The sequence below is a fragment of the Ferrovibrio xuzhouensis genome (assembly GCF_042648965.1).
In the GTDB taxonomy this organism is placed as follows: domain Bacteria; phylum Pseudomonadota; class Alphaproteobacteria; order Ferrovibrionales; family Ferrovibrionaceae; genus Ferrovibrio; species Ferrovibrio xuzhouensis.
The window spans coordinates 174111-189644 of sequence record NZ_JBHRYJ010000004.1 but is presented as its reverse complement, the minus strand read 5'-3'; the positions used below and the strand labels follow the sequence as shown (position 1 = coordinate 189644).

13 protein-coding genes are annotated in these 15534 nt (G+C 64.7%); 11 read left to right on the top strand and 2 right to left on the bottom strand.

Features of this window, described 5'->3' with window-relative positions; all coding sequences use genetic code 11:
* The 3 genes from ACFOOQ_RS17470 to hemB all read left to right on the top strand — a co-directional run bounded on the left by ACFOOQ_RS17470 (position 1) and on the right by hemB (position 3417).
* On the top strand, positions 1-2085 hold the full coding sequence (locus ACFOOQ_RS17470) for a hybrid sensor histidine kinase/response regulator (protein ID WP_379728887.1): 2085 nt from the start codon (positions 1-3) through the stop codon (positions 2083-2085).
* Between the two features lie 77 nt (positions 2086-2162).
* Positions 2163-2390 (top strand): helix-turn-helix transcriptional regulator, encoded by a 228-nt coding sequence (locus ACFOOQ_RS17465; protein ID WP_379728886.1) that lies wholly within the window; start codon positions 2163-2165, stop codon positions 2388-2390.
* A gap of 1 nt (position 2391) precedes the next feature.
* A complete protein-coding gene (hemB, locus tag ACFOOQ_RS17460; protein WP_379728885.1) occupies positions 2392-3417 on the top strand; it encodes a porphobilinogen synthase in 1026 nt (341 codons plus the stop codon).
* Between the two features lie 21 nt (positions 3418-3438).
* Here hemB and ACFOOQ_RS17455 read toward each other — a convergent pair whose 3' ends face one another.
* Complete coding sequence (locus tag ACFOOQ_RS17455; RefSeq protein ID WP_379728884.1) at positions 3439-4320, bottom strand: NAD(P)-dependent oxidoreductase; 882 nt, start codon at positions 4318-4320, stop codon at positions 3439-3441.
* Positions 4321-4532: 212 nt separating this feature from the next.
* Here ACFOOQ_RS17455 and ACFOOQ_RS17450 point away from each other — a divergent pair, with 212 nt between their 5' ends.
* The 8 genes from ACFOOQ_RS17450 (at position 4533) to ACFOOQ_RS17415 (ending at position 13834) form a co-directional block, all read left to right on the top strand.
* A complete protein-coding gene (locus ACFOOQ_RS17450) occupies positions 4533-5174 on the top strand; it encodes a hypothetical protein (RefSeq protein WP_379728883.1) in 642 nt (213 codons plus the stop codon).
* A gap of 140 nt (positions 5175-5314) precedes the next feature.
* Complete coding sequence (locus tag ACFOOQ_RS17445) at positions 5315-7732, top strand: penicillin acylase family protein (RefSeq protein ID WP_379728882.1); 2418 nt, start codon at positions 5315-5317, stop codon at positions 7730-7732.
* A gap of 112 nt (positions 7733-7844) precedes the next feature.
* Positions 7845-8705 (top strand): flagellar motor stator protein MotA, encoded by an 861-nt coding sequence (gene motA, locus ACFOOQ_RS17440; RefSeq protein ID WP_379728881.1) that lies wholly within the window; start codon positions 7845-7847, stop codon positions 8703-8705.
* A gap of 20 nt (positions 8706-8725) precedes the next feature.
* On the top strand, positions 8726-9910 hold the full coding sequence (locus ACFOOQ_RS17435) for a flagellar motor protein MotB (RefSeq protein ID WP_379728880.1): 1185 nt from the start codon (positions 8726-8728) through the stop codon (positions 9908-9910).
* A gap of 24 nt (positions 9911-9934) precedes the next feature.
* Positions 9935-10432 (top strand): RDD family protein, encoded by a 498-nt coding sequence (locus ACFOOQ_RS17430; protein WP_379728879.1) that lies wholly within the window; start codon positions 9935-9937, stop codon positions 10430-10432.
* Between the two features lie 73 nt (positions 10433-10505).
* Positions 10506-11222 carry an arginyltransferase gene (locus tag ACFOOQ_RS17425; RefSeq protein WP_379728878.1) on the top strand — a complete coding sequence of 239 codons (717 nt, stop codon included), beginning with the start codon at positions 10506-10508 and terminating at the stop codon, positions 11220-11222.
* 159 nt (positions 11223-11381) lie between these two features.
* Positions 11382-12503, top strand: a complete 1122-nt coding sequence (locus ACFOOQ_RS17420; RefSeq protein ID WP_379728877.1) for a TRAP transporter substrate-binding protein — start codon at positions 11382-11384, stop codon at positions 12501-12503.
* A gap of 206 nt (positions 12504-12709) precedes the next feature.
* Entirely contained in the window at positions 12710-13834 is a 1125-nt protein-coding gene (locus ACFOOQ_RS17415) for a TRAP transporter substrate-binding protein (protein ID WP_379728876.1), read from the top strand.
* A 129-nt stretch (positions 13835-13963) separates the two neighbouring features.
* On the opposite strand, the gene ACFOOQ_RS17410 is transcribed toward ACFOOQ_RS17415, so the two are convergent.
* Positions 13964-15532, bottom strand: a complete 1569-nt coding sequence (locus ACFOOQ_RS17410) for a TRAP transporter large permease (RefSeq protein ID WP_379728875.1) — start codon at positions 15530-15532, stop codon at positions 13964-13966.
* Between the last annotated feature and the right edge of the window lie 2 nt (positions 15533-15534).

Below are 15534 nucleotides of genomic sequence, written 5' to 3'. Positions count from 1 at the left end.
ATGCCGGTCCAGCGCGGACCGTTACGAGGGCTGTCCTACGGCCTCGCCGTCCTGATGGTCGGCGTGGCGCTGGGCTGCATCGCCGGCCGCGAGACGGTGGGTGGCGTGCAGGATGTTGCCTGGCTGCCCGGCCATCCGCCTTTCCATGCCGACATTGTCGTGGCGGCCGCCCTTGCCGCCCTCGCCCTGCTGCTGCGCGATCACGCCGAGCGGCTGAGCCGACTGGCAGCCCTGCTGCTGGTCCTGTTCGGCTTTGCCGGACTGGCGGTGTTCGCCCTGATCCCGGACCTGACCGCGGCAAGCCTGCCCGCGGGCATGGCCACGGGCATTCTCTGGTTCTCCCATGCCGGCCCGGTTGTCGACTGCGGCTTCATCGTTGCCGGCCTGCGCCTGAGCGTGCCGCTGTCGGGGCAGGCCACGGCCAACAACGTGCCGCTCGGCTGGTCCATGGCCATGACCATCGTCGCGCTTGCCGTCACGCTGGCCGTCGGCGCGTCATCCGTGCTGCCGCAATCGACGCATTGGGCGACCCATACGGCCGCTTTGCCGGACGGCGCGATCATCCTGCTGCTACTCGGCATGGCCTGCGCTGCCCGCGCGTTCTATCCCGCACCGCGCATCGCGCCGCTGGCTCTGCTGGCCGGACAGACGCTGATCCTGGTCGGCGGCGTTACCGCGTCCTTCGTGCTGTGGCAGGCCCTGGTCGCCGGTTCATCGGAGACCATCGTCCCCGCCCTGTCGCTGATCGCCTGCCTGCTCGGCACCTATACCATCGCCGGGCTGCTGACGCTGGCGGCCCGCGTCGCCATGCAGCAGCAGGAGATGGCCGAGGCCCGTGCCGCACTCGAGGAAAGCAACAGCCTGTTCCAGGCGGCGGCCCGCAGCAGTCATATCGGCATCTGGGACTGGTCGCTGCCGACCGGGCATCTGCTGATCGCGGCCAACTACCTGCAGGCCAGCGACGACGGCAACCTGCTGGAAACCCGCACCACCATCGAGGCCTTCAACGCCCTGATCCATCCGGAAGACCTGCCCCGGGTACAGAAGCGGGTCAATGAAAGCCTGCGCGGCGAGCGGCCTTATGAATGCGAGTTCCGCCTGCGGCGCGGCGATGGGCGATACATCTGGGTGCTGGCCCGCGCCGAGGTGATGCGCGATGCGACCGGCCGGCCGCTGCGGATGCTGGGCAGCCTGGAGGATGTCGACCAGGTCCGCCAGCAGATGACCGAACTGGACTGGCAGCGCCAGATGCTGGAGGAACAATCCGTCCGGCTGGCGGAGAACGCCCAGGCCCTGCTGCATGCCCGCGATGCGGCGGAAGCTGCCAACCGTGCCAAATCGAGCTTTCTGGCGATGATGAGCCATGAAATCAGGACACCGATGAACGGCGTGATCGGGATGCTCGGCATGCTGCAGAAGCATGACCTTGAGCCGCAACTGCGCCGCTATGCCGATATCGCCGAACAATCGGCGCGCGACCTGCTTGGCCTGATCGACGACATTCTCGACATTTCCAAGCTGGAAGCCGGCAAGCTGCGGATCGACAGCATCGACTTCGACCTGCGCCCCACCATCGCCGGCGTCGTCGCCCTGCTGCAGCCCCGTGCCGAAGAAAACAATGACCGCATGCGCACCACCGTCGCCGATACTGTCCCCGAGCACCTGATCGGCGATCCGCTGCGGCTGCGGCAGATCCTCAGCAACCTGCTGGGCAACGCCATCAAGTTCACCGAAAACGGCAGCATCGAACTGGAAGTGACGGCGACACCGCAGGCGGACGATCGCTTCCTGCTGCATTGCGCCGTACATGACACCGGCATCGGCATTCCGCTGGAGATCCAGGACCGGCTGTTCGAGCCCTTCATCCAGGCTGACGCCTCGACGACCCGGCGCTATGGCGGCACCGGTCTCGGACTGACGATCTGCCGCCACCTCGTCCAGCTGATGGGCGGCGAGATCGGCGTCACCAGCACCGTCGGCAAGGGATCGACCTTCCGGTTCACGCTGCAGTGCCGCGAAGATTTCGAAATGGCACAGCTGACCGCGACAGACGGTCGCACCCCGGGCGCCGCCGGCCAGTCCTGAGCGCACAATTACCGGCTGTTAACCGCTATCGGCGATTCTGCTCCGACAGGTCTCCCGATGCGCGGAGGTTGCCGACCATGCTGCCCATTCATCCCGGTACCCTGCTGGCGCGGGCCATCGATGCCCGCGGCACGGACCCGGAGCACTTTTACCTTGAAGCCCGGATGCCGCTGCGCCTGCTGCGGATGGTGCTGAACGGCCAGCGGCCGATCTCGCTCGGGCTGGCCCTGCGGCTGGGTCGTATTTTCGGGACCTCGCCGTGGGTCTGGCTTGCGTTCCAGGAGAGGTTTAATAAAGCTCTCTGACATGACAGAGAGCCATTTGCCCCCCCTTCCTTCCGTCCCGGCCCTGCGTCCGCGCCGCCTGCGCGACCGCGACTGGACCCGGCGCCTGGTCGCCGAGAACCGCCTCGGCATCGACGACCTGATCTGGCCGATCTTCGTCCATGACGGCAGCGGCAGCGCGCCGATCCCCTCGATGCCCGGCGTCGAGCGGCTGAGCATCGATGCCGCGGTGGCCGCCGCGCGCGAGGCCGAACAGCTTGGCATCCCGGCCATCGCCCTGTTCCCCGCCACCGATCCCGGCCTGAAGACGGCCGATGGCCGCGAAGCGACCAATCCCGACAATCTGATCTGCCGCACGGTGCGTGCCATCAAGGCCGGCACCGGCAACATCGGCATCCTCTGCGACGTTGCCCTCGATCCCTATACCAGCCACGGCCATGACGGCCTGCTGCAGGACGACGAGATCCTCAACGATGAAAGCGTCGCGGTGCTGGTCGAGCAGGCCCTGGTGCAGGCGCGGGCCGGCTGCGACATCATTGCCCCGTCGGACATGATGGACGGCCGGGTCGCCGCCATCCGCGAGGCGCTGGAAGCCGAGGGCTTCCGCAATGTGAAGATCATGGCCTATGCGGCCAAATACGCTTCCGCCTTCTACGGGCCGTTCCGCGATGCGGTCGGGTCCTCCGGCAATCTCGGCGGCGGCGACAAGCGCACCTACCAGATGAACCCCGGCAACGGCGACGAGGCCCTGCGCGAAGTGGCGCTGGACATCGCCGAGGGCGCCGACATGGTGATGGTGAAGCCGGGCATGCCCTATCTCGACATCTGCTGGCGGGTGAAGCAGGCCTTCGGGCTGCCGACCTTCGCCTATCAGGTTTCCGGCGAATACGCGATGCTGGCCGGCGCCGCCGAACGCGGCTGGCTTGATCGCACCCGCGTGGCCTGGGAAAGCCTGCTGGCGTTCAAGCGGGCCGGCTGCGACGGCGTGCTGACCTATTTCGCGCGCGACATCGCCCGCATGATCGCCGAGGGCAAGCGGCAGCCCTGACGGCTGCCGCGCCCCGCAGCTTTACTTCTTGGTCTTGGTGGCTTCCAGGCGGGCGATCAGGCTGGAGGTATCCCAGCGATTGCCGCCCATCTGCTGCACTTCGGCATAGAACTGGTCGACCAGCGCCGCCACCGGCAGGCTGGCGCCGTTGCGCCGCGCTTCCGCAAGGCAGATGCCGAGGTCCTTGCGCATCCAGTCGACGGCAAAACCGTAATCGAACTTGCCCTCGATCATCGTCTTGTGGCGGTTGTCCATCTGCCAGGACCCGGCAGCACCCTTCGAGATCACCTCGACCGCCTTTACCAAGTCGAGACCTGATGCCCGGCCGAAGGCCAGCGCTTCCGACAGGCCCTGCACCAGACCGGCAATGCAGATCTGGTTCATCATCTTGGTCAACTGGCCGCTGCCGGCCGGCCCCATCAGGTTCTGCATCTTGGCATAGGCCTGGATCACCGGCTTGACCCGGTCGTAAACCGGCACATCGCCGCCGCACATGATGGTCAGCTGGCCGTTTTCAGCCCCGGCCTGACCGCCCGACACCGGCGCGTCGATGAACTCGAAACCGCCGGCCTTCGCCGCCTTGTGCAATTCGCGGGCGACATCGGCCGATGCCGTGGTGTGGTCGACGAAGACGGCGTTCTTCGCCATGCCAGCGAAGGCACCATCGTCGCCATAAACCACTGAGCGCAGATCATCGTCGTTGCCGACGCAGGCCATGACCAGTTCGGCACTGGCGGCTGCTGCCTTCGGACTCGCGGCCTTCCGGCCCTTGTGCTGTGCAACCCAGCGGTCGGCTTTATCCGCCGAGCGGTTCCAGACCGTGACCTCATGGCCGGCCTTCACCAGATGCCCGGCCATCGGGTAGCCCATGACGCCAAGCCCGATAAATGCAACCTTCGCCATCGTTTCCCCCAGAATTTACATGAAAGAAGAAAGGGTTAGCTGATTATACAGCGTATGCGCAGTTTGCACCATGCCTGCCCTGCGGGCAATTGCCGGCCATGACCGACCCCCGCGATTGTTTGGTCATACGAAACAATTGGTGCTTGTAAAAAACCCTCTGTTAAGGTAAACAAAAGACTGAGTTACTGCATCTGGCATGGGAGAAGCCCATTATGCCGCTCGAATCCATCGGCAGTTACGCCGTGGTGAGCAGCACCGGTGCGAATGCCCGTGGTGCTCGCCAAAGTGTGGCCCCCCAGTACAGCGTCGCAAACGACAGCGGTTTTGCGGCTGCTTCGGCGCGTGGTGGTGACACCGGCGGCGAAGAGGTGCGCCTGCCCTCCTCGACGTCGAGCGTTGCAGTCTACCTCAGCCCCTTCATCCGCCTCGATCTGGAGACGCGGCTCGCCATCGTCGAGTTCCGCGACAGTCAGACTGGCGCTGTGAAGCAGCAGTATCCCAGCCCGCGTGTCGTCGAGCAGTATCGGCAGAACCTGCCGGAATCGTCCGACCTGCAGCCGCAGCCGTCGCAGAGCAAATCTGCGGAAGCGCCGAACCTGCAGGTGCAGGTCATCGGCCCGAGTGACAATGCCGGCACAGGCAGCAATGCCGGTGCAAGCGACCAGCTGACCGGCACCACCGGTCCGGTCTTCGGCACAGGCAGCCAGAGCGACACAGCCGCCCAAGCCGCGCCTGCCCAGGCCGCGCCTGCCGCACCGGCTTCGACGCCGGCACCGCTGGCCCATGCGGCGGCGGCGGCTTTCACTGCCGCCCAGGCCGCGCCGGCGCCCAGCCGCGAACTGGCTATCGCCTGATCATCGTCAGACGAGCCGAACCCACTGGAGCGATTGCGTAACAAGTCGCACCGGCATGCGGTTTCACACTGCGAATCATGCGCAAATCTGTTAAGCCACTTGGGTCTGCAGTTTGCTGATCGTCACAAGACCGAGCGGCAATGCGCTGGGTATTCCGTCTCCTGACCCTGATTGTTTTCATGGTGGCCGCTGCGGCGGGCGGCATTTACTTCGTGGCCCGGTCCTCGCTGCCCGATCTGAACGGCGACGTCACCGTTGCCCGGGCATTGTCGGCGCCGGTGGAGATCGTGCGCGACCGCCATGCGGTGCCCCATATCCGCGCCGCCAGCCGCAATGACGTTGCCTTCGGCCTGGGCTATGCCCATGCCCAGGATCGCCTGTGGCAGATGGAGATCAACCGCCGGATCGCTGCCGGCCGCCTGGCCGAGATTTTCGGATCGGCCGCACTCAATACCGACAAATTCCTGCGCACGCTGGGCATCCGCCGCAAGGCTGCGGCCGCATTCAGCGCGCTGAAGCCGGAAACGCAGGCCTATCTGCAGGCCTATGCCGATGGCGTGAATGCTTTTCTGACCACGCGCAAAGGCTTCCTGCCGCCCGAATTCCTCGTTTTCGACATCACGCCGGAACCCTGGACGCCGGCCGACTCCCTCGGCTGGCTGAAAATGATGGCCTGGGACCTCAGCGGCAACTGGAGCACCGAACTGGCCCGGCTTGGCCTGTCGCGCCGACTGACGCAGCAGCAGATCGAGGAATTCTTCCCGCCCTATCCCGGCGACGGCCCCGTCGCCCTTGCCGATCACAGCAGCCTGTATCGGCAGTTTGCCGCAGGCATGGACTTCGACCGGCTGATGCGGGCCCTGCCGGCGCCGCCGCCGGAGGGCCTTGGCTCGAACAACTGGGTGGTCAGCGGCAAGCGCACCGTTACCGGCGCGCCGTTGCTGGCGAACGACCCGCATCTGGGCCTCTCGTCGCCGTCGCTGTGGTATTTCACGCATCTCTCGACACCGCAGGGCAATGTGATCGGCGCCACCCTGCCCGGCATCCCCGGCGTCATCCTCGGCCACAACGATCGCGTGGCCTGGGGCTTCACCAACACCGGGCCCGATACGCAGGATCTTTATATCGAGCGGGTCGCCGCCAGCGACCCGAAGCAGTATGTCACGCCGACCGGAGCCGCACCCTTCGTGACCCGGCAGGAAGTCATCAAGGTCAAGGGCGAGCCGGATGTGACGCTGACCGTGCGCGAAACCCGTCACGGCCCGGTTATCTCCGATGTCTCTGACCGCGCCCGGCTGTCGGTGTCCGACGGCTATGTGCTGTCGTTTGCCTGGACCGCCCTGCGCGACGACGACACTACGGCCGATGCGCTTGTCGGCCTCGACGCGATCCGCGACTGGCCGGACTTCCTGAACAATTTCCGGCGCTATGTCACGCCGGAGCAGAACATCGTCTATGCCGACCAGGACGGCAATGTCGGTTTCCTCGCGCCCGGACTGGTGCCGATCCGCCGCCCCGACAATGACCTGAAGGGGCTGGCACCGGCGCCCGGATGGGATGCCCGCTATGACTGGACCGGCTTCATTCCCTACGATGACCTGCCGCGCAGCTTCAATCCGGCGCAGGGCATGATCGTAACCGCCAACAACAAGATCGTGCCCGACAGCTATCCCTATTTCCTGACCACCGAATGGGCCGATCCCTATCGCGCCCGGCGCATCGAACAGTTGCTGAAAGAGCGCGACGTCCATTCGGTGGAAAGCTTCAAGCAGATCCAGGGCGACGTCATGTCACTGATGGCGGCCGACCTGCTGCCGCTGATGCTGGCGGCACCGGTGAAGGCGGCTCCCCGCAACCCCGAAGTCACGACCGGGCGCGACATGCTGTCCGGCTGGGACGGCAGCACGACGACAAACCGCCCTGAACCGCTGATCTTCGCCAGTTGGTATCGCGAACTGACGCGGCTGGTGCTGGCCGACGAACTCGGCGATTCCTTCGTGCCGCTGTGGCAGTTCCGGCCCCGGCTGATGAAGAACATCCTGAGCAACAAGGACGGACAGTCGCGCTGGTGCAACAACGTCGCAACCGGACGCGCCGCCACCTGCAACGAACTGATCGCCGAGGCGCTCGACCGAGCCTTCGACGACCTGAAGGCGCGCTATGGCACCGATGTCGCCCGCTGGCGCTGGGGCGACGCCCATTATGCGCGCGCCGAACACCGGCCGTTCAGCAAGGTGCCGGTGCTGAAAAGCCTGTTCGAGGTCTCGGTGCCGACCCCGGGCGACACCTTCACCATCGATGTCGGCCGCAACGATCTTGCCGACGACCGGGCCCCTTACGCCAACCGCCATGCCCCGTCGCTGCGGGCCATTTACGATCTGGCGGACCTGAACCGGTCGCAGTTCATCGATTCGACCGGCCAGTCCGGTCATCCGCTGTCGCCGCACTACCGGGATTTCGCCATGCCGTGGGCGACGGTCCAATATATCTCGATTTCCGCCAAACCTGCGGAATACGAGGCCGGCGCCATCGGCCGCCTCCGCCTGGTCGGCCCCTGAAGAGCCCTTGGCGCATGATTTCAATGTTCTATTTACCATATCCATACGATAAAAGCGGTCGGGCAGGCAGGCTGCGGCAGGCAGGCCACAGCAAGGGCGTGGGGAGTCAGGAATGCTGACCATTATCGGTTCGGTCGTGGTGCTTGGCTGCGTCATGGGCGGTTATATCGCCGGCGGCGGCCATATCGGCGTTCTGTGGCAGCCTTTCGAATTCGTCATCATCATGGGCGCCGGCGTCGGCGCCTTCGTCATCAGCAGCCCGAAGCCGGTCCTCAAGCAGGCACTTGGCGGTTTCAAGAAGGCCTTCAAGGGCCCCAGCTACACCAAGGATGACTATCTCGAACTGCTGTCGATGCTCTACAGCGTCTTCAAGCTGGCCAAGAGCAAGGGCATGCTGGCCCTCGAACAGCACATCGAAAAGCCCGAAGAGAGCAAGCTCTTCACCCAGTTCCCCAAATTCATGGCCGACCACCATTCGATGGATTTTCTCTGCGACTATCTGCGCCTGATGACCCTGGGCAGCGAGAACCCGCACGAGATGGAATCGCTGATGGACATGGAACTGGAGGTCCATCACCAGGAAACCCACCTGGCCGCCCATACGATGGCGGCCTTCGGCGAAAGCTTTCCGGCGCTCGGCATCGTCGCCGCGGTGCTCGGCGTCATTCACACCATGGGCTCGATCAGCGAGCCGCCGGAAGTGCTGGGTCACCTGATCGGCGGCGCGCTGGTCGGTACGTTCAGCGGCATTCTGATCTCCTACGGTTTCGTCTCGCCGCTCGCGGCGGCGGCGAAAGCGACCTGGGAACATGAAGGCAAATATCTGCTCTGCATGAAGGCCGGCATGCTGGCGCATCTGCAGGGCTATGCGCCAGCGGTCTCGGTCGAGTTCGCCCGCAAGTCCCTGATGTCGAATGTCCGGCCGAGCTTCTACGAAGTCGAAGAAGCCACCAGCAAGGTGCAGTCGGTATGATTGTCGTGAAAGGCTGAGCCATGGCTGCCGCCGATGGCGAACGCCCGATCATCGTCAAGAAGATCAAGAAGACCGAAGCCGGCGCCCATGGCGGCGCCTGGAAGGTTGCCTACGCCGACTTCGTGACGGCGATGATGGCCTTCTTCCTGCTGCTGTGGCTGCTCAACGTCACCACCGACGAGCAGAAGAAGGGCATTGCCGATTATTTCTCGCCCGCTTCGATCAGCCGCAGCCTGTCAGGCGCCGGCGGCGTGCTGGGCGGCCGCACCATCATCGAGGATGGCGGCAAGATTTCCAGCTTCGGCCTGCCGACCGTAGTCACCGGACCCTCGTCGGAAAAATCCGACCAACCGGACCAGCCGCAGTACGACAAGAAATACGAAGACGTCCATACGCCGCCGCCGGCGCCCGGCCAGCAGGGCGACACCTTTCCGAACCCGGCCGAGGCCAACAAGGGCTTCGGCCAGACCGACCAGCAGCAGCAGGGCAGCGGACAGCAGCAGCAGATCACCGACCTGCAGCAGATCGATGCCCAGGCCGCCCGGGCCCGCGTCGCCCAGATCGAGGCCGAGAATTTCAAGGAAGCCGAGGCGCAGATCCGCCAGGCGATCCAGGACAATCCGCAGCTGGCGGAACTGTCCAAGCAGATCGTGTTCGACAAGACGCCGGAGGGCCTGCGCATCCAGCTGGTCGACCAGGACCAGTCGTCGATGTTTCCCTCGGGCGCCGCGCAGATGAACGAGAATGCGCGCAAGCTGATGCAGAAAGTGGCCCAGGTCGTCGCCAAGCTGCCCAACAAGCTGTCGATCAGCGGCAATACCGATGCCCAGCCGTTCCGCGGCGGCGGCGGCTATTCGAACTGGGAACTGTCGACCGATCGCGCCAATGCCGCGCGCCGTGCGCTCGTCGATGCCGGCGTGGCGTCCGACCGCATCCGTCAGGTCACCGGCAATGCCGACCAGGACCCGATGATCAAGGACAACCCGCTGGACCCGCGCAACCGCCGCATCGCCATCCTGCTGCTCAGCGACGTGCCGAAAGCGGGCGCTGCCGCCGGCGGCGCCGGTGGTGCGGCAGCAGGAAAAGCCGACGGCCCGCTGCGCCCGGGCCCCCTGCGGCTGCCGCCGCCGCCGCCGCCGCCGCCGCCGGGCCTCGATAGCCCGGGGCCGAGCAACGGCGCCATTCGCATCCTGCCGACGCGATGATGGTGCAAGCGATCATGGTGTGTCGTGTCTGATCAGCCGCCGCTGCCGGCAGAACGCCCGCCGTTCATCATCCCGGCCGATCCGCTGGCGGACCCGCAGCTGTTCGAGGGCGTCGTCCTGCGCCGCGCGCTGGCCTATCTGCTGGATCTGCTGGTCATCCTGGCAATCATTTTCCTGTTCAAGATCGCCTTCGTCATCCTGACCATCGTGTCTTTTGGGCTGCTGACCCCGCTGCTCATTCTGCTCGGCGCTGCCATCCCGACGGCCTACCACACGCTGACCATCGGCGGGCCGGCGTCTGCCACCTTGGGTATGCGTTTGTTCGGCCTTGAGGTGCGGGTCTGGAATGGCGGGAAACCGGGCTATCTGCAGGCCCTGCTACAGACGGTGATTTTCTACATGTCCGTCAGCCTGACCGCCGGGCTGATTCTGCTCTGGGCCCTGTTCAACAACCGGCATCGCTGCCTGCATGACGTGCTGTGCGGTACGGTTGTCATCCGCCGCAGCCGAGTCGGGACGTAACGTAGAATCCCCCTCGCAAAGCGGCCCATTTACGCTAATCTCGACATCGAGACCCATTAACGGACACTGCGACGTGAAACATCGCCTGCAGATACCTTTGCGGCATTTCTTTGCGACGCCGCCAACTCCCTGCCCCTACCTGCCCGGACGGCTGGAGCGGAAGGTCGTCACCCTGTTGGCCGGTGACGATCCCGACGGCTTGCACAACGCGCTGAGCCAGGCCGGTTTCCGCCGCAGTCAGGATCTGGCCTACCGGCCCGCCTGCGAGCAATGCAATGCCTGTGTGCCGGTGCGCGTGCCGGTCACCGACTTTCAGCCTGATCGCGCCCAGCGGCGCATCTGGCGTAACAACAGCGAGATCCTGAGCCGCCACCTGCCGGCCTATGCCACCCGCGAGCATTTCCAGGTCTTCCGTCGCTATGTCACCGCCCGGCACGAGGGTGGCGGCATGGCCGACATGGAATTCGCCGACTATCGGGCCATGGTCGAGGACAGCCCGGTGCGCAGCAGCCTGACCGAATTCCGCTGCCCGGACGGCCGGCTGTTCGGCGTCTGCCTGACCGACGAGATGAGCGACGGCGTGTCGCTGGTCTACAGCTTCTTCGATCCGGATTTCGAGGCGCTCAGCCCGGGCAATTTCATCATTCTGTGGCATATCCGCAATGCCGTGGAGACCGGCCTGCCCTACGTCTATCTGGGCTACTGGATCGCCGAGAGCCGGAAGATGGCCTACAAGAGCCGCTACCAGCCGCTCGAGGCCCTGGCCCCCGAGGGCTGGCGCCGGCTCTGACCGGCCATTCTACCGACGGTTCTTGCAGGCATTCCGGCTTCGGATTACTTTCTGTGGCCGTATGCGGATTCTCTGCATACACACTGTTGTATGTTCCCGGCCTTCCCCGGAAACCGGACCGGGCAACTACCAACGAGATTCCTAGGGAGACCTCAAAAAATGCTTCGTCGAAAATTCCTGAAGGGCGCTGCCCTCGCGGGTGCCGGCAGCGTCGGCGTCGCCGCCAGCTTCCCGGCTCCTGCCCTTGCGCAGAGCATGCCCGAGATCAAGTGGCGCCTGCCGACCAGCTTCCCGAAGAGCCTGGACACCATCTATGGCGGTTCGGAGTTCATCGCCAAGCGCGTCGCCGAACTCACCGACAACAAATTCCAGATCCGCGCCTTTGCCGGCGGCGAGATCGTTCCGCCGCTGCAGGTGCTCGATGCCGTGCAGAATGGCACCGTCGAGGCCGGCTACACCGTCAGCTACTACTATGTCGGCAAGGATCCGACCTTTGCCTTCGACGCCTGCCTGCCCTTCGGCCTGAACGTGCGCCAGCAGAATTCGTGGATGCGCAACGGCGGCGGCCTTGAGCTGATGCGTGACTTCTTCAAGGACTACAACATCGTCCAGTTCCCGGCCGGCAACACCGGCACGCAGATGGGCGGCTGGTTCCGCAAGGAGATCAAGACCGTCGAAGACCTGAGCGGCCTGAAGTTCCGCATCGCCGGCATCGCCGGCCAGATCCTGACCAAGCTGGGCGTGGTGCCGCAGCAGATCGGTGGCGGCGACATCTATCCGTCGCTGGAAAAGGGCACCATCGACGCCGCCGAATGGGTCGGCCCCTACGATGACGAGAAGCTCGGCTTCAACAAGGTCGCCAAGTACTACTACTATCCCGGCTGGTGGGAAGGTGGCCCGCAGGTCTCGCTGTACATCAATCAGAAGCAGTGGGACAGCCTGCCGAAGATGTACCAGGCGGCGCTTGAGACCGCCTCGGCGGAAGCCATCGTGTGGATGCTCGGCAAGTACGATTCGCAGAATCCGGCGGCCCTCAAGCGCCTGCTCGGCGGCGGCACCCAGCTGCGGCCCTTCCCGAAGCCGGTCATGGACGCGGCCTATGACGCAGCCAACGCGCTCTACGCCGAGATTTCGGCGAAGAACCCGAAGTTCAAGAAAATCTACGACAGTTGGGTCAAGTATCGCGACGAACAGCTGCTGTGGTTCCGCGTCGCGGAAGGCACCTTCGACAGCTATATGGCGTCGACCACCACCCGCAAGCCGAAGAAAAAGAAGGGCTGACCCCAGCCTTAATCCTCGACAGCCTGAATTTCAGGCAAAGCCCCGCTTCGGCGGGGCTTTTTTATTGGGCCGTTGCCCTTGGGTAACCAATCCCGTAATCTCGCGCCATCGTTCACGCGGCTTTGCCGGGGGGGCGGTCGGTGATCGGGCCGCAAGAGTCCGGCCCGTGAACCGACAAAAAGTCTTAACTAGGGAGATAAAAAACAATGCAACGTCGCAAGTTCCTTAAGGGGGCTGCGCTGGCTGGTGCCGGCGGTATCGGTGCCGCCAGCACCTTCGCCATGCCGGCCATCGCCCAGAGCATGCCCGAAATCAGCTGGCGCATGGCGTCCAGCTTTCCGAAAAGCCTGGACACCATCTTCGGCGCCGGCGAGGTCATCGCCAGGCGGGTCGAAGCCGCCACCGACGGCAAGTTCAAGATCCGCGTCTTTGCCGGTGGTGAAATCGTGCCCGGCCTGCAAGTGCTCGACGCCGTCCAGGCCGGTACCGTCGAGTGCGGCCATACCGCCTCGTACTACTATGTCGGCAAGGACCCGACCTTCGCCTTCGACACCGCCATCCCGTTCGGCCTGAACGGGCGCCAGCAAAATGCCTGGATGATGTTCGGCGGCGGCATGGAGCTGATGCGCGAGTTCTTCAAGGGCTACAACTGCATCAACTTCATGGCCGGCAACACCGGTGCGCAGATGGGTGGCTGGTTCCGCAAGGAGATCAAGACCGTCGAGGACCTGAACGGCCTCAAGATGCGTATCGGCGGCTTCGCCGGCAAGGTGCTGGTCAAGCTGGGCCTGGTGCCGCAGCAGATCGCCGGCGGCGACATCTATCCGTCGCTGGAAAAGGGCACCATCGACGCCACCGAGTGGGTCGGCCCCTACGACGACGAGAAGCTCGGCTTCAACAAGGTCGCCAAGTACTACTACTATCCCGGTTGGTGGGAAGGCGGGCCGCAGCTGTCGGCGCTCTGCAACATCGACGCCTTCAACAAGCTGCCGAAGTCCTACCAGGCGGTCTTCGAGGCAGCCTGCCACGAAGCCAACACCTGGATGGTCGCCAAGTACGACGCCCAGAACCCGGCGGCCCTGAAGCGGCTGATCTCCAGCGGCACCCAGCTCCGGGCTTTCAGCCGCCCGATCATGGAAGCCTCGCTGAAGGCTGCCAACGAGCTGTATGCCGAGACGTCGGCAGCCAATCCGAAGTTCAAGAAGGTCTATGACAACTGGCGGCCGTTCCGCGACGAGGAAGTCCTGTGGTGGCGGATTGCCGAAAACACCTTCGACAACTTCATGATCGCGTCGCAGTCGAATCGCGGTCGGGCGAAGAAAAAGGGCTGAACCCACCAGGTCTGCGCTTTCAGGAAAAGCCCCGCTTCGGCGGGGCTTTTTTTTGCGCGGCGCACAGCCACGGCCGCAAAAAGAAGAGCCGGGACAAGCCCGGCTCTTCTGGTCTGCAGGCGACCCGCCTCAGTCCTTCTTGGTGTCGTCCCCGGAATCAGACGGCTGGTCGTCCTCGTCCTCGGTATCGCCGGCCTGGTCGCCATCATCGGCCGGCGCGGCGTCCTGGTTCTGCTGGTCGTAGGGATTGAGCGAATCATCGCCGCCATAATCCGGCGTGGGCATCTCCAGCTGCTGCATCACCGCGGCCGGATCGAGCTTCGGCCCCCGGTCGAGGAAATGTGTCACCATCCCCGGGAAAATCAGCACCAGCGCCACCATCAGGATCTGGATGAAGACGAAGGGCACCGCGCCCCAGTAGATCTGGCCGGTGGTGATCTTGCCGGTCAGCTTGCCGGTGATCTTGTCGATATAGTCATGGACCGGCGCCACACTGCGCAGGAAGAACAGCGCGAAGCCGAACGGCGGATGCATGAACGACGTCTGCATGTTGACGCTGAGCAGCACGCCGAACCAGATCAGGTCGATGCCCATCTTTTCGGCCACCGGCGCCAGCAGCGGCACCACGATGAAGGCCAGCTCGAAGAAATCGAGGAAGAAGGCCAGCACGAAGACCAGGATGTTGACGACAATCAGGAAGCCGGTTTCGCCACCCGGTACGCTGGTCAGCAGGTGCTCGACCCAGAGATCGCCGTTGACCGCGCGGAAGATCAGGCCGAAGCAGGTCGAGCCGATCAGGATGAACACAACGAAGGACGACAGCTTGGCCGTGGTATCCATCGCCTGCTTGAGCAGCGACCAGTCCAGCTTGCGCTTGATCATCGCCAGGATCAGTGCGCCCGTGGCGCCCATGGCGCCGCCTTCGGTCGGCGTCGCGATACCCATGAAGATGGTGCCCAGCACGAGGAAGATCAGCACCAGCGGCGGCACCAGCGAAAATGCCACCCGGGACAGCAGCGCCAGGCCTCGCAGGGTGCGCGCCTCCGGCGGCAGCGCCGGCGCGGCCTTGGGGAAAACCAGCGTCACCAGCAGCACATAACTCGCATAAAGGCCCGACAGGATCAGGCCCGGCACCAGGGCGCCGGCATACATATCGCCGACCGAGCGGCCGAGCTGGTCCGCCATCACGATCAGCACCAGGCTGGGCGGGATGATCTGCGCCAGTGTGCCGGACGCGGCGATCACGCCCGTCGCCAGCCGGCGGTCATAGCCGTAACGCAGCATGATCGGCAGCGAGATCAGGCCCATCGAGATCACCGATGCGGCCACCACGCCGGTGGTCGCCGCCAGCAGGGCGCCGACGAAAATCACCGCATAGGCAAGACCGCCGCGCATCGGCCCGAACAGCTGCCCGATCGTGTTGAGCAGATCTTCGGCCATGCCGGATCGTTCGAGAATCAGGCCCATGAAGGTGAAGAACGGGATCGCCAACAGCGTGTCATTGGCCATGATGCCGAAGACGCGCTCCGGCAGGGCCTGGAAGATCGCCGGGGTCAGCAGGCCCAGTTCCATGCCGATCAGGCCGAACAGGAACCCGTTGGCGGCGAGCGCAAAGGCAACCGGGTAGCCGAGCAGCAGGAAGAACACCAGCGCCGCGAACATCACCGGCGCCAGGTTGGCGGCAAGAAAATCCATCATGA

What these genes read in the sequence shown, in the direction of transcription:
- ACFOOQ_RS17410 (WP_379728875.1), bottom strand. Translation starts at nt 15,532, where the DNA reads ATGATGGATTTTCTTGCCGCCAACCTGGCGCCGGTGATGTTCGCGGCG.
- ACFOOQ_RS17415 (WP_379728876.1), top strand. Translation starts at nt 12,710, where the DNA reads ATGCAACGTCGCAAGTTCCTTAAGGGGGCTGCGCTGGCTGGTGCCGGC.
- ACFOOQ_RS17455 (WP_379728884.1), bottom strand. Translation starts at nt 4,320, where the DNA reads ATGGCGAAGGTTGCATTTATCGGGCTTGGCGTCATGGGCTACCCGATG.
- ACFOOQ_RS17470 (WP_379728887.1), top strand. Translation starts at nt 1, where the DNA reads ATGCCGGTCCAGCGCGGACCGTTACGAGGGCTGTCCTACGGCCTCGCC.
- motA (WP_379728881.1), top strand. Translation starts at nt 7,845, where the DNA reads ATGCTGACCATTATCGGTTCGGTCGTGGTGCTTGGCTGCGTCATGGGC.
- ACFOOQ_RS17420 (WP_379728877.1), top strand. Translation starts at nt 11,382, where the DNA reads ATGCTTCGTCGAAAATTCCTGAAGGGCGCTGCCCTCGCGGGTGCCGGC.
- ACFOOQ_RS17450 (WP_379728883.1), top strand. Translation starts at nt 4,533, where the DNA reads ATGCCGCTCGAATCCATCGGCAGTTACGCCGTGGTGAGCAGCACCGGT.
- hemB (WP_379728885.1), top strand. Translation starts at nt 2,392, where the DNA reads ATGACAGAGAGCCATTTGCCCCCCCTTCCTTCCGTCCCGGCCCTGCGT.
- ACFOOQ_RS17445 (WP_379728882.1), top strand. Translation starts at nt 5,315, where the DNA reads ATGCGCTGGGTATTCCGTCTCCTGACCCTGATTGTTTTCATGGTGGCC.
- ACFOOQ_RS17465 (WP_379728886.1), top strand. Translation starts at nt 2,163, where the DNA reads ATGCTGCCCATTCATCCCGGTACCCTGCTGGCGCGGGCCATCGATGCC.
- ACFOOQ_RS17435 (WP_379728880.1), top strand. Translation starts at nt 8,726, where the DNA reads ATGGCTGCCGCCGATGGCGAACGCCCGATCATCGTCAAGAAGATCAAG.